The organism is Pseudomonas yangonensis (assembly GCF_009932725.1).
Taxonomy (GTDB): domain Bacteria; phylum Pseudomonadota; class Gammaproteobacteria; order Pseudomonadales; family Pseudomonadaceae; genus Aquipseudomonas; species Aquipseudomonas yangonensis.
Genome location: NZ_BLJU01000003.1, coordinates 594,999 through 611,061, shown reverse-complemented (window position 1 = coordinate 611,061; position 16,063 = coordinate 594,999). Strand labels below are relative to the sequence as shown.

Sequence of the window (16,063 nt, the reverse complement as noted above, 5' to 3'; positions counted from 1 at the left end):
CTGTCAAGCTGTTTTTCGAATTTATTTCCGAAGAAACTCTTTTCTACTCAACCGCTTAGAGCAACCTCAGCTTCATTTCTTCCGCTTCGGTGAGGCGCGCATTCTACAGCACCTCGTTACTCCGTCAAGTTGTTTTCGAAGAAATTTTCTTTCTATCTCAACAACTTAGCGCTTCGTCGAACCTGGTTCGTCTCAGCGAGGCGCGCATTCTACATGAGCACAGCGAGCTGTAAACCCCTGACATGGAAATAATTGCAGAAAAAGGATCGAAGACTTTCGCCCTCTATATACAGAGCAAACCGAAAGGCTCAGATCACGCCCGTCTCACGCAATTGGGCTACCTGTGCTTCGCTCATACCCAGCAAGTTACGCAGCAAGGCATCAGTATGCTGCCCAAGCAACGGCGGCGCAGAACGATAAGCCACCGGCGTTTCAGATAGCCGTAGCGGACTGGCAACCTGCGGTGTACTGCTACCCAATGCATTGGGCAGGTCGAGACGCAGACCACGCGCCTGCACCTGCGGATCGGCGAACACCTGCTGCAGGTCATTGATAGGCCCGCACGGCACACCAGCCTTTTCCAGCAATTCGATCCATTGCGCCGTAGTCTTGAAGACAGTGGCCTGGCGCAGCAGTGGAATCAGCTCGGCACGATGCGCCACCCGCGCCTTGTTGCTGGCGAAGCGGGGATCGTCGGCAAGCTGCGCGATACCCGCGACCTCACAGAATTTACGGAACTGCCCGTCGTTACCCACAGCCAGGATGAAGTTGCCATCGGCACTGGGGAAGTCCTGATAAGGAACGATGTTGGGATGAGCGTTACCCAGACGCCGGGGCGATACACCAGTTGCCAGGTAGTTCATGGCCTGATTGGCCAGGCAGGCCACCTGTACGTCGAGCAATGCCACATCTATGTGCTGACCGATACCGGACTGCTCACGCTGATTCAGCGCAGCCAGCACGCCCACGGTGGCATAGAGCCCGGTAAGGATATCGGTGAGCGCCACGCCGACCTTCATCGGCCCCGCCCCCTCCTCGCCTTCCGGACGCCCGGTCAGGCTCATCAGGCCACCCAGTCCCTGGATCATGAAATCGTAGCCGGCGCGCTTGGCATAGGGGCCGGTCTGGCCGAATCCGGTGATGGAGCAGTAGACCAGCCGTGGGTTGATCGCTTTCAGCGATTCATAATCCAGGCCATAGGCCGCCAGGCCCCCGACCTTGAAGTTCTCCAGCAGTACATCGCATTGCGTGACCAGCTCGCGAACCAGGCGCTGCCCTTCGGGCTGGGTGAAGTCCAGGGTCAGGGATTGCTTGTTGCGATTGGCACTCTGGAAGTAAGCCGCCTCACGCGAATCATTTCCTTCGGCGTCCTTTATATAGGGCGGCCCCCAATGCCGGGTGTCGTCCCCGCTTCCCGGTCGCTCTACCTTGATCACCTCGGCTCCGAGATCACCGAGGATCTGGCCACACCAGGGACCGGCGAGTACGCGGGATAGATCGAGCACACGGATATGGGAAAGGGCGCCAGACATGGAGGTTCTCCGCAGGGCGCGTCAGGCACACCCTGGATCATTTGAGAGAGGTAACTGCTTAAAAGAACGCCTGAATGCCGGTCTGCGCACGCCCGAGAATCAGCGCATGCACGTCGTGCGTACCCTCGTAGGTATTGACCACCTCGAGATTGACCAGATGCCGGGCGATACCGAACTCGTCACTGATGCCGTTACCCCCGAGCATGTCGCGCGCCATACGCGCGATGTCCAGCGCCTTGCCGCAACTGTTGCGCTTCATGATCGAGGTGATTTCCACCGCGGCGGTGCCTTCGTCCTTCATGCGGCCGAGCCGCAGGCAGCCTTGCAGGGCCAGAGTGATCTCGGTCTGCATGTCCGCGAGTTTCTTCTGGATCAATTGATTGGCCGCCAGCGGCCGGCCGAACTGTTGACGATCGAGCACATACTGGCGCGCGGTATGCCAGCAGAACTCGGCGGCGCCCAGCGCGCCCCAGCTGATGCCGTAACGGGCCGAGTTCAGGCAGGTGAACGGGCCGCGCAGGCCTCGTACGTCCGGGAATGCGTTCTCTTCGGGGCAGAACACGTTGTCCATGACGATCTCGCCGGTGATCGAGGCGCGCAGACCGACCTTGCCGTGAATCGCCGGAGCGGAAAGACCTTGCCAGCCCTTCTCCAGAACGAAGCCGCGAATCTCGCCGGCATCGTCCTTGGCCCAGACCACGAAGACATCCGCAATCGGGCTGTTGGTGATCCACATCTTGCTGCCAGTCAGGCGGTAGCCGCCTTCGACCTTCTTGGCGCGGGTGACCATGGAACCCGGATCGGAACCATGATTCGGCTCGGTCAGGCCGAAGCAGCCTATATATTCGCCGCTGGCCAGCTTGGGCAGATACTTCTGCTTGGTCGCTTCATTGCCGAACTCGTTGATCGGCACCATCACCAGCGAGGACTGCACGCTCATCATCGAGCGGTAACCGGAATCGATGCGCTCCACCTCACGGGCGATCAGGCCGTAGCACACATAGTTTAGGCCACTGCCACCGTGGGCTTCGGGGATGGTCGCCCCCAGCAGGCCGGTTTCGCCCATCTCGCGGAAGATCTTCGGATCGGTCTGCTCGTGACGAAAGGCCTCCAGCACCCGCGGCGCCAACTTGTCATCGGCGAACTGCTGGGCGCTATCGCGCACCATGCGCTCTTCTTCGGTCAGTTGCTGGTCGAGCAGCAGCGGGTCGATCCAGTTGAAGCTTGCCTTGGCCATCGCGGAAACCTCGAAGCGGTGAAGTGAACGGTCGACACTGTCGACCCTGAATGGACCGATCCTAGGCCGGCTTTGCACTCAGGACAAACGCAGATTTCGCACAGACCTGTGCATTTGGCTCACTTCGAGATAGCTTAAATGGGTTTATAGATGGCATATGAGTGAGGCTTACGCATAAATGCGCCGCAAGATCCCCAGCACTGCCGCCCTGGTCGCCTTCGAGTCGGCCGCTCGCCACCAGAGCTTCACCAAGGCAGCGGATGAACTGAGCCTGACGCAAAGCGCGATCTGCCGGCAGATCGGCGGGCTGGAGAGCTTTCTCAATGTCGAACTATTCCGCCGTTCTCGTCGCGGTGTTGTGCTGACAGAGGCCGGCGTCGCCTACAGCCGCAAGGTGGCCGCGCAACTCGATGCCGTGGAGCGGGACACCCTGGCGCTGATGGGCAATCAGGGCACCAGCAGTATCGAACTGGCGGTGGTGCCCACCTTCGGCACGCAGTGGCTGCTGCCGCGCTTGCGAACCTTCCAGCAGCTATATCCTGAAGTGACAGTGCACCTGACCAACCGCACACGCCCCTTCCTGTTCGCCGATACCCACTTCGATGCGGCCATCTACTACGGCGATGCCGAGTGGTCGGGCACCGAAGCGCACTTCCTCATGCATGAACACTTGCTGCCGGTTTGCAGCCCGACACTGCTAGGCGACGCCGCGGTCGATGCAGAACGCATCGCGACACTCCCCTTACTGCAGCAGACCACTCGCCCCTACGCCTGGCGCCAATGGTTCGCGGCTCAGGGCTTGAGCGTCGCCCGTGATATGGCCGGCCCACGCCTGGAGCTGTTCTCCATGCTGGCACAGGCAGCGCAACAGGAGATGGGCGTCGCGCTGATCCCGCCCTTTCTGATTCAGCGAGAGTTGAAAGAAGGCAGCCTGGTGGTCGCCCTCGATCGCGCCGTTCCCAATAACGACCGCGCCTACTATTTGATGGTGCCGGAGCGTAAAGCCGAATCCTCGGCGCTGAAGGCCTTTCGCGATTGGCTGTTGCTGCAAGCTGCGGCCTATCGACAGGATTGAAGCGAGCCCGCTGTCGTGAGACCGAGCACTTGATTATCAGCTTCAGCCAAAACCAATACGGGTAGCGCAAAAACAGTCACACTACAACGCCATCTTCCAGTCTATCTGCGTCAAGACCAATACTTTCGGGCTATTCCACTATTTCGAACGCTTATGTTCGCCACTTTTCACACAGTAGTCGATGCGACCAGCGGTCATTCGCTAAATGAATGATGAAAGGCCGCTGAACGTCTCATAAACCCTGCCTTTCCTCAGAAACGACGCGGCCTGCGCGCAGTATAAAAATCCCTCATAGACCCATTACTTGTAGTAATCCATTTTTTTTACTCCATAACTTCTTGTAAGGGTCCGCGTTCGATTGCACAATCGCGGCGCCCACTACGTTCGGGCAGGTTTTGTGCTGATCCCCAATCGCCGGCGCGCCAGCGCAGTGCACCGGTTCACAAAAAAGATCACGCAGGAGATTAGAAGTGCACATCGGTGTTCCTCTCGAAACCCATGCCGGGGAGACGCGGGTTGCCGCGACCCCTGAGACCATCAAGAAGCTGGTCAGCCAAGGTCATAAGGTGACCGTGCAAGCAGGTGCAGGCATCAGCGCCAGCATTCCGGACAGTGCTTACGAGACTGCCGGCGCGACCATTGGTAACGAGTCGACCGCTTTCGGTGCCGATCTCGTGCTGAAGGTGGTCGCACCAACCGAAGCCGAGCTCGCTCACATGAAAGCCGGGGCCGTGTTGGTTGGCATGCTCAACCCGTTCTGCAACGACACCATTGCGCGCATGAATGCCCGCGGCATCATCGCTTTCGCTCTGGAAGCCGCACCGCGTACCTCCCGCGCGCAGAGCCTGGATGTGCTGAGCTCGCAGGCGAACATCGCCGGCTACAAGGCGGTGATGCTCGCAGCCAATCATTACCCGCGTTTCATGCCGATGCTGATGACCGCTGCCGGTACCGTTAAGGCCGCCCGCGTGCTGATTCTCGGCGCTGGCGTCGCCGGTCTGCAGGCCATCGCCACGGCCAAGCGTCTGGGTGCGGTAATCGAAGCCTCCGATGTGCGTCCTGCAGTCAAGGAGCAGATCGAGTCGCTCGGGGCCAAGTTCGTCGACGTGCCTTTCGAGACCGATGAAGAGCGCGAGTGCGCGCAAGGCGTCGGCGGCTATGCCCGTCCCATGCCGCAATCCTGGATGGAGCGCCAGGCCAAGGCCGTGCACGAGCGCGCCAAGCAGGCCGATATCGTCATCACCACTGCGCTGATCCCGGGCCGCAAGGCGCCAACGCTGCTGCACGAAGCCACCGTGCAGGAAATGAAGCCGGGCTCGGTGGTCATCGACCTGGCCGCAGCCCAAGGCGGCAACTGCCCACTGACCGAAGCCGACAAGGTGGTGGTCAAGCACGGCGTAACCCTCGTCGGCCATACCAACCTGGCCGCGCTGGTGCCGGCGGATGCCTCCGCGCTGTATGCACGCAACCTGCTGGACTTCCTCAAACTCGTGATCGACAAGGAAGGCCAGTTCCAGCTCAACCTCGAAGACGACATCGTCGCGGCCTGCCTGATGTGCAACGTCGGCGAAATCGTGCGCAAGAACGGCTAAGGAGTAGAGACATGGATCTTATTTCCGACGGTATCTACAACCTGATCATCTTCGTGCTGGCCATCTATGTCGGCTACCACGTGGTCTGGAACGTCACCCCGGCCCTGCACACCCCGCTGATGGCCGTAACCAACGCCATTTCCGCCATCGTGATCGTCGGCGCCATGCTGGCCGCCGCGCTCACCGTCACCCCGCTGGGCAAGGCCATGGGCACCCTGGCCGTGGCCCTGGCCGCGGTCAACGTGTTCGGTGGCTTCCTGGTCACCCGACGCATGCTGGAAATGTTCAAGAAGAAGGCGCCGAAAGCGCAGGCGGAGAAGCACTGACCATGAGCATGAACCTGATCACTGTTCTCTACCTCGTCGCCTCGGTGTGCTTCATCCAGGCGCTCAAGGGCCTGTCGCACCCGACCACTTCGCGTCGCGGCAACCTGTTCGGCATGGTCGGTATGGCCATCGCCGTGCTCACCACTATCGGCCTGATCCACAAGCTGGGCAGCGAGCTGGCCGTACAAGGTCTGGGCTTCGTCATCGTCGGCCTGCTGGTCGGTGGCAGCATCGGCACCATCATGGCCAAGCGCGTGGAAATGACCAAGATGCCGGAGCTGGTCGCCTTCATGCACAGCATGATCGGCCTGGCAGCCGTGTTCATCGCCATCGCCGCCGTCGTCGAGCCGCAGTCGCTGGGCATCGTCGCCAGCATGGCCGACCCGATCCCGGCCGGTAACCGCCTGGAGCTGTTCCTCGGCGCGGCCATCGGCGCCATCACCTTCTCCGGTTCGGTGATCGCCTTCGGCAAGCTGTCGGGCAAGTACAAGTTCCGCCTGTTCCAGGGCGCCCCGGTGGTGTTCAAGGGCCAGCACCTGCTCAACCTGGCCGTTGGCCTGGCGATTGTCGGCCTGGGCCTGGTGTACACCTTCACCGGCGACATCAACTCGTTCGCCATCCTGGTGGCACTGGCCTTCGTCATCGGCGTGCTGATCATCATCCCGATCGGCGGCGCTGACATGCCGGTGGTGGTGTCGATGCTCAACAGCTACTCGGGTTGGGCCGCGGCCGGTATCGGCTTCTCGCTGAACAACTCGATGCTGATCGTCGCCGGCTCGCTGGTGGGCTCTTCGGGCGCGATCCTGTCGTACATCATGTGCAAGGCGATGAACCGCTCGTTCTTCAACGTCATCCTCGGTGGTTTCGGCGCCGACGCGGATGCCGGCGCCGCTGGCGGCAGCCAGGAGCAGCGCAGCGTGAAGTCGGGATCAAGCGATGACGCCGCCTTCCTGCTGACCAACGCCGACACCGTCGTCATCGTGCCTGGTTACGGCCTGGCGGTGGCCCGCGCGCAGCACGCACTGATGGAGCTGGCAGAGAAGCTGACCCACCGCGGCGTGACCGTGAAGTACGCGATCCACCCGGTAGCCGGCCGTATGCCGGGCCATATGAACGTGCTGCTGGCCGAGGCCGAAGTCCCCTACGAGCAGGTGTTCGAGATGGAGGACATCAACTCCGAGTTCGGCCAGACCGACGTGGTGCTGGTGCTCGGCGCCAACGACGTGGTCAACCCGGCGGCGAAGAACGATCCGAAGTCGCCGATTGCCGGCATGCCGATCCTCGAGGCCTACAAGGCCAAGACCGTGATCGTCAATAAACGCTCAATGGCTTCCGGTTACGCCGGCCTGGACAACGAACTTTTCTACATGGACAAGACCATGATGGTCTTCGGCGACGCCAAGAAGGTCATCGAGGACATGGTCAAGGCTGTGGAGTAAGGCTGATCAGTCAGACAGGAAACCCGGCCATGTGCCGGGTTTCTCATTTTCAGCACCCGCGTAAAAAATTGATTTCAGGTCAACCACCGCAACAGATCAATTTAAAACTGTACCTGTATAAAGCCCGACGCTTTCAGGTTGCACCTAGTGAAAAATCTTGCGTATATCGGTTGCACCCAGTTTTTTCACTTATGGCCAGTACAGTTATATCGATTCCTGACCGAACAGTTACAAAGCAACCTATCTAATAGCACAACAATTTCATTTAACTGTGACTACTGAGTCCGACCTGCGCTCGGGATAATTTGCTCATCGAAAGCAAACACCAGCCCGCCACAAGCGGAAGGATGACCACCATGGAACGTACCCTCAGTTCCGCCCTGCTTCAAACTCACAGCGTTGCCAGTGATAAATCGTCCTGGCCGCTCCGCGTGATCGCCACCCTCAGCCTGTGGCAGCGCCGCATCGTCAGCCGTCGTCAATTGGCTCGACTGGATGCCCGCCTGCTGGCTGACGCCGGCATCACCGAGAATCAGCGTTACGTCGAACTGCAAAAGCCGTTCTGGCGCTGATATCCCGCTTTGCTCCATCCCTAATTGGGATCTTCTGAGAGCTCCACCGTCTCTGCTGCGGTGGGGCTTTCGTTTTATTCAGCTTCGGCAATTCAAGAATTACAGCTTGATGCCGCGCGAGTTACGTTTCCCGCTCAGCACTGCGACTTACTCTCGTACAATTCTCGATACAGCCGCGCCGTCTGCTGCCCCATACGCTGCGCGGTGAAGAGCTGCTCATGGCGCTGCCTGGCTTTGAGTCCCATCTGCAGAGATCGCTCGGGGTTATCCCACAGGGTGCGCATTGCCTGACGAAACGCCAGCGGATTGCCAGGCGGAACTACCAATCCCGTTTCACCGTGAATATTGATATAACTGGTACCGGTTCCTATCTCACTGGATATCATAGGTTTACCGTACATAGCGCCTTCCAGTAGAGATATGCCAAAAGCTTCGGAGCGCAGATGCGAGGGGAACACGATCGCGCTACACAATTGTAGAAGCGCCACCTTGTCCTCATCACCGAGCCGCCCGGCAAAATGCACGTGCGCCAATTCCAACGCCTGGGCCTGCGCACGCAGCTCTCTCTCCAGCGGCCCGGCCCCGACAATCACGATTGGATAATTCGTCCCCTGAGCGGCATGCAACAAAATATGCAGCCCCTTGTAGTAGCGCATTACGCCGACAAATAAAAAGAAGCGAGGGCCGAAACGCTGCCGCCAAGTATCCAGAACGTGCCGCCCAGGGACTGGATAGGTAGTTTCGTCCAGACCGTACGGAATGATTGAGGTCTTGTGTCTGTAACGCGCCAGTACATCGCTGGTTTCCAGATAGTTTGGCGAAGCCGTGACAATCCGGTCAGCGCTGTTGAGGAAGCAGTTCATCAGTGGCCGATAGAGCCTGAGTAGGTGTTTTTGGCGAATGATATCGGAGTGGTAGGTCACCACAGTCGGTTTATCGATACGTGCGGCGAAATGCAGGAGGTCCATGAACGGCCAGGGGAAATGGTAGTTGATCAGATCTACCTCAGCCGCCAGGGTTTTCAGTCGAGCAAGCACGCTGTACGAGAAGCCAGTCGAGGCCAACTGAAGGTCTAGCTTGGCGCGATGTACGCGATGCTCTGCCACCATCAATTCCGCGGGTCCGCCTTCGGCGGTCAGGGTGAGCACCTCACCCTGACCGCCATGAGCAATGCCGCTCTGACATATCTGAAAGATAACCTGCTCGATGCCGCCAAAAGTTTCCGGCAGGTAGGTCTTGAACAAGTGCAGAACGCGCATTCAGTGCTCCAACGCCTGCCGGTAGGCGGCAGCGGTAATACCAGCACAACGCTTCCAGGAGAAGCCCTGCGCTTGCTCTAGGCCCGCCACCCGACGCGCCTGCCATTCGGCCTGATCCTCGATTAGGCGAAGGATGGCGCGGCACCAGCCTTCGGGGTCGCCGGCCTCGACATAAGTTCCAGCCCTCCCCGCCACCTCCGGCAGTGCCGAGCTTGGCGACAGCAGCACCGGCACACCACTGGCCATAGCCTCCAGAACGGGCAAACCGAACCCCTCATAGACCGAGGGGAACAACAGCATGCGCGCTCCCGCCAGCAACTCGGCCAAGCGCTCATCGTCCAGCTAGCCGAGCAGGCGCACCTGCCCGCTGGCCAGGGCCGCCTGCAGGTCGGCGGCAAAGTCGTCTCGACGCCAGCCAGCCATGCCGGCGATAAGCAGCGGGTAGCGCTGGCGCACCGCCTCGGGCAGTAGCGCATAGGCGCGCAGCGCCAGCGCCAGGTTCTTACGTGGTTCGAGGGTGCCGACGCAGAGCAGGTAAGAGCCCGGCGTTACGCCCAGCGGCGCCGTTACCCGGCCTAGATCGGCCAGCGGTCGCGGATGAAAGCGCTGGGCATAACCCAGAGGGGCCACCTTGAGGCGCTCGCGCGCCACGCTGTAATGCCGCTGCAACTCGTCGGCAACGAACTGCGAGTCGGTGAGGATGACCCGCGCCCGTTCCAGCGCGGGCTCAACGCACCTGGCGATTTCGGCCAGGCGATCTGCCGGCTGCGTCTGCGGATAGTGGACATGGGTCAGGTCATGCAGGGTCATCAGCATCGGGCCGGGGAATTCCAGCGGCCACAGACTGGGCTCGTGGTAAAGGTCTACTACCGTGTGCCGCAATCCCCGGTCGAAACGACGCTGCTCGAGCAGGCGCCGAATACGATAGGCACCCGGCACCTGCTTGGCCCAGGCGACCCAGCGGCCGTAGCCCGGCAACGCCGCTGGCGGAAGTTGCCGGCTCCAACCCCAGCCATGAAAGAACTCCAGCTCCAGCGAAGGATCGTCGTCGAGCGCCGCGATCAGCTCGATCAGGTACTGGCCGATGCCGGTGCGAGGCGCCTGCAGGATGCGAGCGTTAAGGGCAATCCGCATCGACCACTGCCTTGCGCGAAGTGCTGCGAATACCGTGCAGAGTTCGCGTCACCAGTTGCCCTGCCGCCGCCGCCCAGTCGATCCATTGCCAGTGTTCAACCGCGCGGGCCGCCGGGAACTGGCCGGACAGCTCGAACGCCTTGACCCGCTCGACCAGGCTACCCGGATCGTGCAGGTCGAAGTAGGCCATGAAATCCTGGCCCACTTCGCGGAATACAGGAATATCGCTGGCCATCACCGGCAGACCACGCTGCATGGCCTCAACCAGCGGCAGGCCAAAGCCTTCGGCATGCGAGGGGAAGACCAGCGCGCGCGCGTTGGAGTAGGCGAACTCGAGACTCTTGTCGTTGACATCGTTAAACATAAACAAGCGCTTGCCGAGCTGCGGGTGGCGCCTGATCCGCTCGACCAGCGCTTCGCACTTCCAACCGATCTTGCCGATGATGCACAGGCGTACGTTGACTCCGCCCGCCCACAGGCGCTCGAAGGCATCGAGCAGATAGACGTGGTTCTTGCGCGGCTCCACGGTGCTGACCATCAGGTAGACCGGCGCCTGCTGCTCGAACATCCGCCGGACGCCCTTATGCAGCTCGGCGACCGGGCGATTCAAGTCGAGCTCCGAGCCCAGATGGAAGTAGCCGTGCCAACGCCGCGCCGCCTCGGCAGCACCCAGCCGAACCTGCAGCTCGGCAGCCACCTGGTCACTCACGGTCTGCGAGATGGCCATGAAGCCATCGGCGGTTCTCGACACCCAGTCGAACCAGCGGTCGAAGACCTTGACCAAGCCAGCATCGCAGAACTGCGGATGGGTCAGCGGGATCAGGTCGTAGATCACCGAAACGATGCCCACGCCCTGATTCTTGAGGCGCTCGGCCAGCTCGAAGAAATCGGCGTGCCAGGAGGAATCGAGCAGTAGCAGCTGATCGCCCTCCTCCACCTGCAATTCCACGGCCCGTTGCGGCGCGGGCTGGGCGTTGCGGTTGAGCCAGAGCAGGCTGCGCAACGGCAGGGTAACGCCCAAGCTCAGCAGCTTGCACGGCCAGTACAACAGACGTCTGGCCAGCGCCGAGTCGCGGAACGGCGGCAACCGCTCGAGGCGCGAATGCAGCCACCAGTAACGATTGCGCGCGTGATCCAGGCGCATGATCAGCGCCTGCCGCCGGCTCTTAGCGCGGTCGACCGGCAGCGGTTCGAGGCTCAGCACCCGATACAGCCGCCCGCCGGTCATCATCACCGGTACGCACTCGACGCCAGCCTGCACACCGGCGAGATGGCCGATGATGTTGCGCACCACGCGCTGGATCCCCGAATTGTCCTGGGGATGTTCGTAGACATAGGTGCACTCGACCAACAAACGCATGCCAGCGCTCCTCAATTACAGGCTTCGGCGGCCAACGAGCCACTGCGCTCGATAGCGACCTGCGAATCGAGCCAGGCGCAGCCGACGAAATCCGGCTGCTGCACGTTGATGACATGGAAGACCAGGGCGTAATCGCGCCACTCGTAGTTCTTGTCCAGATGCGAGTCGAAACGCGACAGCGACAGGGCGATGGAGTAATTGCCCTTGCCGAGGCGCACCGGGAACCGGAAGTCGTAGGTCACCCGCTCGCCCGCGGCGAGGTTCTCCAGCGCGCGCTGCAGACGGTGGGTATTGATGCCGTAGATGGGCTGGCCCATGCGGTCCTTGATCATGAAGCCCAGCACCAGCCGTGGGATATCCGCCTTGATATCCACCAGCACACGCAAGGTGACTGTGCTGCCGACGGAGAGCACCTCGATGCGCTGTCCCTGCTCGTTGAACAGAGCGATGTCGGCGAAGCCCGCCTCGCCGGTGCCGGAGATGGTGCGGATCTGGCCGCCCTCCAGGCGCTCCTGGCGCACGGTCTGCTGCTCCTTCTCGGCCAACATCGCGCTGTAGAAGTCCATCACCTCTTCCGGCGCCCCTTCCAGCGCCAGTCGTCCATTGACCAGCAGGATGGCGCGATCGCACAGCGACTGGATCGCCTGGCGGTCGTGGGACACGATCAGCAGGGTGGTGCCTGCCTTACGGAACTCGCGGATGCGGTCGAAGCTCTTGTGCTGGAAGTAGGCATCGCCCACCGAGAGCGCTTCGTCAACGATCAGCACGTCGGGCCGCCGGGCGGTGGCGACGCTGAACGCCAGGCGCATCTGCATGCCGCTCGAGTAGGTGCGCACCGGATGGTCGATGTACTCGCCAATCTCGGCGAACGCCTCGATCTCGGGCATCAGCCGCTGCAGCTCCTCCATGCTCAGACCGAGCAGTTGTCCGGCCATGAACACGTTCTGCCGGCCAGTGAAATCCGGGTGAAAGCCCATCCCCAACTCCAGCAGAGCGGCGACACGACCATCGATATGAATGCTGCCGGCGTTGGGCTGAGTGGTGCCGGTGATCATCTTCAGCAGCGTGCTCTTGCCAGCGCCATTGACGCCGATGATGCCCAGCGCCTCCCCCGGCTGCACGTGAAACGAAATGTCCTGCAGCACCCACTTCAACTGGTGACGATCCCTGCCGAAGGGGATCAGCCACTCCGCCAGACGCGACCAGCGCGACGGGTATTGTTTATAGGCCTTGCCCAGGCCACTGACTTGAATGCTTCCCATCAGAGTTCATCCACCATTTCACCGGAGCGCTTGCGGAACAGTTGTAGGGCCAAGGCACAGAGCACCACCGAGACCAGCGCGATCGGCAGCAGCGACCCCCAGTCCGGCCAGCGCCCGTAGACAAAGATGCCCTGATAGGCGGTGATCACCGGCATCATCGGGTTCAGCTCGAGCACCGGGCGAACGGCTTCCGGCAGAATCGAGGCCGGATAGACGATCGGCGTGAACCAGAACCAGAACTGCAGAAAGATGCCGGTGAACTGACCGACATCGCGGAAGAACACGTTGAGCACCCCGAGGATGATGCCGAGGCCGACGGAGAAGGCCAATTGCACCAGCAGCACCGGCAGCACCGCCAGCAATACGAACCCGGGAAAGGTCTGGGTCAGCAGCAGGAAGCCGAGGAACAGGGCGAAGATGATGGCGAAGTTCACCGAGGCGTTGAGCACCACGATCAACGGCAGACAGATGCGCGGAAAGCTCAGTTTCTTAATCAGGTTGGCGTGTTCGAGGAACACCGACTGGCTGCGCCCGATGACCTCGGCGAAGAAGCCCCAGGCAATAATGCCCGCACACAGATAAATGCCGTACGCCAGGCTGTGTTCGACTCCGGGCAGGCGCGCTTGCATAACCTGCGAGAAGATCACCGTGTAGACAATGATCATCGACAGCGGGTTGAGCACCGTCCACACCGCCCCCAGCAGGGAGTTGCGATAGCGCGTCTGAAACTCGCGCTTGACGCTGCCCACGATAAAACCGCGGTAGTTCCATACCGCGCGCGCCATACTCAAGGCCATCACTTGATCCTGCCGTACTGATCCTCGAAGCGGACGATATCGTCCTCCCCCAGGTACTCGCCGCTCTGCACTTCGATCATAACCAGATCGATTACCCCTGGGTTCTCAAGGCGGTGCTTGTGTCCAGCGGGGATGAAGGTCGATTCGTTGGCGCTGACCAGCCGCGGCTCGCCACCATTGACCACTCGCACCATACCTTGCACCACCACCCAGTGCTCGCTGCGGTGGTGATGCATCTGCAGCGACAGCGCCGCGCCCGGCTTGACCACGATGCGCTTGATCTTGAAGCGTGGGCCCTCCTCGAGCACCGTGTAGGTGCCCCAGGGACGGCTCACCGTGCGGTGCAGGCGATAAGCGTCATGCTCGCTCGCCTTCAACTGCTTGACCACCTGGCGCACGTCCTGCGCACGCTCGGCGTGGGCGATCAGCAAGGCATCCGCCCGGCGATAGGTCTTGAGCAGCAGCGACTCGCCGTCCGGCAGGGCCATGAATGGCTTGGGATGGCCTTCGCGGGAAACCGACCATAAACGGGTACCGGCGCCGCCGGAGAGAATCACGGGAAACAATATCGGCCTACTCCTTGGCTACGCGAGCGAGATCGGCATCCACCATCATGCGGATCAGGCTTTCCAGGCTGGTCTTCGGCGTCCAGCCGAGCGTCCGCTCGGCCTTGCCCGGATTGCCGAGCAGGACCTCCACCTCGGCCGGACGGAAAAATGCCGGATCGATCACCACATGATCCTCGTAGTTCAGCTCGACATACTCGAAGGCGATGCGGCACATTTCCCGCACCGTGGTGGTAACTCCGGTGGCCACTACATAGTCATCGGCCTGCTCCTGCTGCAGCATCAGCCACATGGCTTCGACATAATCCCCGGCAAAGCCCCAGTCGCGCTTGGCGTCGATGTTGCCCAGACGTAACTCGCGCTGCTTGCCGAGCTTGATCCGCGCCACCCCGTCGGTGACCTTGCGGGTGACGAACTCGATACCGCGCAGCGGCGACTCGTGGTTGAACAGGATGCCGCTGGAAGCATGCAGGCCGAAGCTCTCGCGGTAGTTCACGGTGATCCAGTGGCCATAAAGCTTGGCCACGCCATAGGGACTGCGTGGATAGAACGGCGTACTCTCATCCTGCCGCTCAGCCTGGATCAGGCCAAACATCTCGCTGGTGGAGGCTTGGTAGAAACGGCTCTGCGGGCTGAACTGGCGAATGGCCTCAAGGATATGGGTAACGCCCAGACCATCGACGATGCCGGTCGTGACCGGCTGGTCCCAGGACGAGCCGACGAAACTTTGCGCGCCGAGGTTGTACACTTCGTCCGGACCGGCCTTTAGCAGTGCACGCTGCACGGAGCAGGCGTCGGCCAGATCCCCGTCTAGGTAATTGATCTCACTCTCGATACCCAACTCACGCAGACGCCAACGTGTGTCGGTACTGCGCCGGGCCACCAGACCATGGACCCGATAGCCTTTTTCCAGCAGCAGCTTGCCAAGATAGGCGCCATCCTGGCCGGTAACACCTGTGATCAGGGCATTCTTATTCATATTATTATGATTCTCTCGCAGCCCAGTCAGAAAGCACGCTCTGCAGGGTATCGGTGATGTGTACGCCGGGTTTCCACCCGGTCTCTCTTCGCAACTTATCGGAGCTACCGACCACCCGACGCTGTTCGGCTCGCCGCATGCGAGCCGGGTCCTGCACCAGTTCCACCGCTACCCCCGCCAAACGGGCCATCTCCGCGATCATGTCGCGCACCTTGCGCTCCTGACCGGAACATACGTTGTAAACCCCGCCGTTTGTCCCCTTGTCCAGCAGGAGGAGATACGCCTCGATCACATCGCGAACGTCGAGAAAGTCTCGTGTTACATCGATATCGCCCACCTCCAGGCGCGGTGGCTGCAAGCCATGGCACACCCGTACCAACTGCCTAGCCATACTGGAAATCACGAACGACTCGCTCTGCCCCACGCCTATATGGTTGAAGGGGCGCGCCACCATAATGCGCCAAGGTTCGGCGTAGCTCCACTGCTGGCAAAGCAGTTCGGCGGAAACCTTGCTGACGGCATAAGGATTGCGCGGGCGCGGAGTCAGAGCTTCCGAGATGGGCATGTGCGCCTGATCTACCTGACCATATACATCGCCCGAGCTGACGTAAAGAAAGGTGCCTCTGAAACCTCTGCGCTTGAGTGCCTGCAGCAGGTTGAGGGTACCGAGCAGGTTGACTTGCAGAGTTCGCGCAGGATCGCGGAAAGACTCCGGTACGAAGGTCTGGCCAGCCAGGTGTATGACTGCATCGGGACAATCGGCGGCCAGCCACGCGTCGAGCGTCGACGCATCGGTTAAATCATGCGGTTGCGCCTCAATGAGCTGCCAGACGCCAACCGTGGGCTTCTGCAGACGAGCCTTGAGATGACTGCCAACGAAGCCGCTCAAACCTGTAACAAGTAGTTTTCTCACCTAACCTCCAGTTCCGCTTG

General features: G+C 61.0%; 14 protein-coding genes and 1 pseudogene. 5 read left to right on the top strand and 10 right to left on the bottom strand.

The window, feature by feature from the left end:
* Positions 1 to 308: 308 nt before the first annotated feature.
* Together GYB81_RS08360 and GYB81_RS08355 are read right to left on the bottom strand one after the other, a co-directional pair.
* Positions 309 to 1,532: a CaiB/BaiF CoA transferase family protein gene (locus GYB81_RS08360; RefSeq protein WP_161866697.1), complete on the bottom strand. Its 1,224-nt coding sequence runs from the start codon at positions 1,530 to 1,532 to the stop codon at positions 309 to 311.
* 58 nt (positions 1,533 to 1,590) lie between these two features.
* The gene (locus GYB81_RS08355) at positions 1,591 to 2,769 is read right to left on the bottom strand and encodes an acyl-CoA dehydrogenase (protein WP_161866698.1); all 1,179 of its coding nucleotides are present in this window, start codon (positions 2,767 to 2,769) and stop codon (positions 1,591 to 1,593) included.
* 178 nt (positions 2,770 to 2,947) lie between these two features.
* Here GYB81_RS08355 and GYB81_RS08350 point away from each other — a divergent pair, with 178 nt between their 5' ends.
* The 5 genes from GYB81_RS08350 to GYB81_RS08330 all read left to right on the top strand — a co-directional run bounded on the left by GYB81_RS08350 (position 2,948) and on the right by GYB81_RS08330 (position 7,773).
* Complete coding sequence (locus tag GYB81_RS08350) at positions 2,948 to 3,844, top strand: LysR family transcriptional regulator (protein ID WP_161866699.1); 897 nt, start codon at positions 2,948 to 2,950, stop codon at positions 3,842 to 3,844.
* A gap of 470 nt (positions 3,845 to 4,314) precedes the next feature.
* A complete protein-coding gene (locus tag GYB81_RS08345; protein ID WP_161866700.1) occupies positions 4,315 to 5,436 on the top strand; it encodes a Re/Si-specific NAD(P)(+) transhydrogenase subunit alpha in 1,122 nt (373 codons plus the stop codon).
* A gap of 11 nt (positions 5,437 to 5,447) precedes the next feature.
* The gene (locus GYB81_RS08340) at positions 5,448 to 5,762 is read left to right on the top strand and encodes an NAD(P) transhydrogenase subunit alpha part 2 (RefSeq protein WP_016490057.1); all 315 of its coding nucleotides are present in this window, start codon (positions 5,448 to 5,450) and stop codon (positions 5,760 to 5,762) included.
* Positions 5,763 to 5,764: 2 nt separating this feature from the next.
* Entirely contained in the window at positions 5,765 to 7,201 is a 1,437-nt protein-coding gene (locus tag GYB81_RS08335) for an NAD(P)(+) transhydrogenase (Re/Si-specific) subunit beta (RefSeq protein ID WP_161866701.1), read from the top strand.
* Positions 7,202 to 7,557: 356 nt separating this feature from the next.
* Positions 7,558 to 7,773: a DUF1127 domain-containing protein gene (locus tag GYB81_RS08330; protein WP_161866702.1), complete on the top strand. Its 216-nt coding sequence runs from the start codon at positions 7,558 to 7,560 to the stop codon at positions 7,771 to 7,773.
* A gap of 134 nt (positions 7,774 to 7,907) precedes the next feature.
* Here the strand turns inward: GYB81_RS08330 and GYB81_RS08325 are convergent, their stop codons facing one another.
* From GYB81_RS08325 to GYB81_RS08290, 8 genes and pseudogenes are all read right to left on the bottom strand, one after another.
* On the bottom strand, positions 7,908 to 9,032 hold the full coding sequence (locus GYB81_RS08325; protein ID WP_161866703.1) for a glycosyltransferase family 4 protein: 1,125 nt from the start codon (positions 9,030 to 9,032) through the stop codon (positions 7,908 to 7,910).
* A pseudogene (locus tag GYB81_RS08320) lies at positions 9,033 to 10,166 on the bottom strand (glycosyltransferase family 4 protein).
* Positions 10,150 to 11,526 (bottom strand): glycosyltransferase family 4 protein, encoded by a 1,377-nt coding sequence (locus GYB81_RS08315; RefSeq protein ID WP_161866704.1) that lies wholly within the window; start codon positions 11,524 to 11,526, stop codon positions 10,150 to 10,152. Before GYB81_RS08315 ends, GYB81_RS08320 begins: the two are co-directional and overlap by 17 nt.
* An 11-nt stretch (positions 11,527 to 11,537) precedes the next feature.
* Positions 11,538 to 12,788, bottom strand: a complete 1,251-nt coding sequence (locus GYB81_RS08310; protein WP_161866705.1) for an ABC transporter ATP-binding protein — start codon at positions 12,786 to 12,788, stop codon at positions 11,538 to 11,540.
* Complete coding sequence (locus GYB81_RS08305; RefSeq protein ID WP_161866706.1) at positions 12,788 to 13,585, bottom strand: ABC transporter permease; 798 nt, start codon at positions 13,583 to 13,585, stop codon at positions 12,788 to 12,790. Before GYB81_RS08305 ends, GYB81_RS08310 begins: the two co-directional genes overlap by 1 nt.
* Positions 13,585 to 14,154, bottom strand: coding sequence for a cupin domain-containing protein (locus GYB81_RS08300; protein ID WP_161866761.1), 570 nt, complete (start codon positions 14,152 to 14,154; stop codon positions 13,585 to 13,587). Before GYB81_RS08300 ends, GYB81_RS08305 begins: the two co-directional genes overlap by 1 nt.
* Positions 14,155 to 14,158: 4 nt before the next feature.
* Positions 14,159 to 15,130 (bottom strand): GDP-mannose 4,6-dehydratase, encoded by a 972-nt coding sequence (locus tag GYB81_RS08295; RefSeq protein WP_161866707.1) that lies wholly within the window; start codon positions 15,128 to 15,130, stop codon positions 14,159 to 14,161.
* A gap of 4 nt (positions 15,131 to 15,134) precedes the next feature.
* Positions 15,135 to 16,043: a GDP-mannose 4,6-dehydratase gene (locus tag GYB81_RS08290; protein WP_161866708.1), complete on the bottom strand. Its 909-nt coding sequence runs from the start codon at positions 16,041 to 16,043 to the stop codon at positions 15,135 to 15,137.
* Between the last annotated feature and the right edge of the window lie 20 nt (positions 16,044 to 16,063).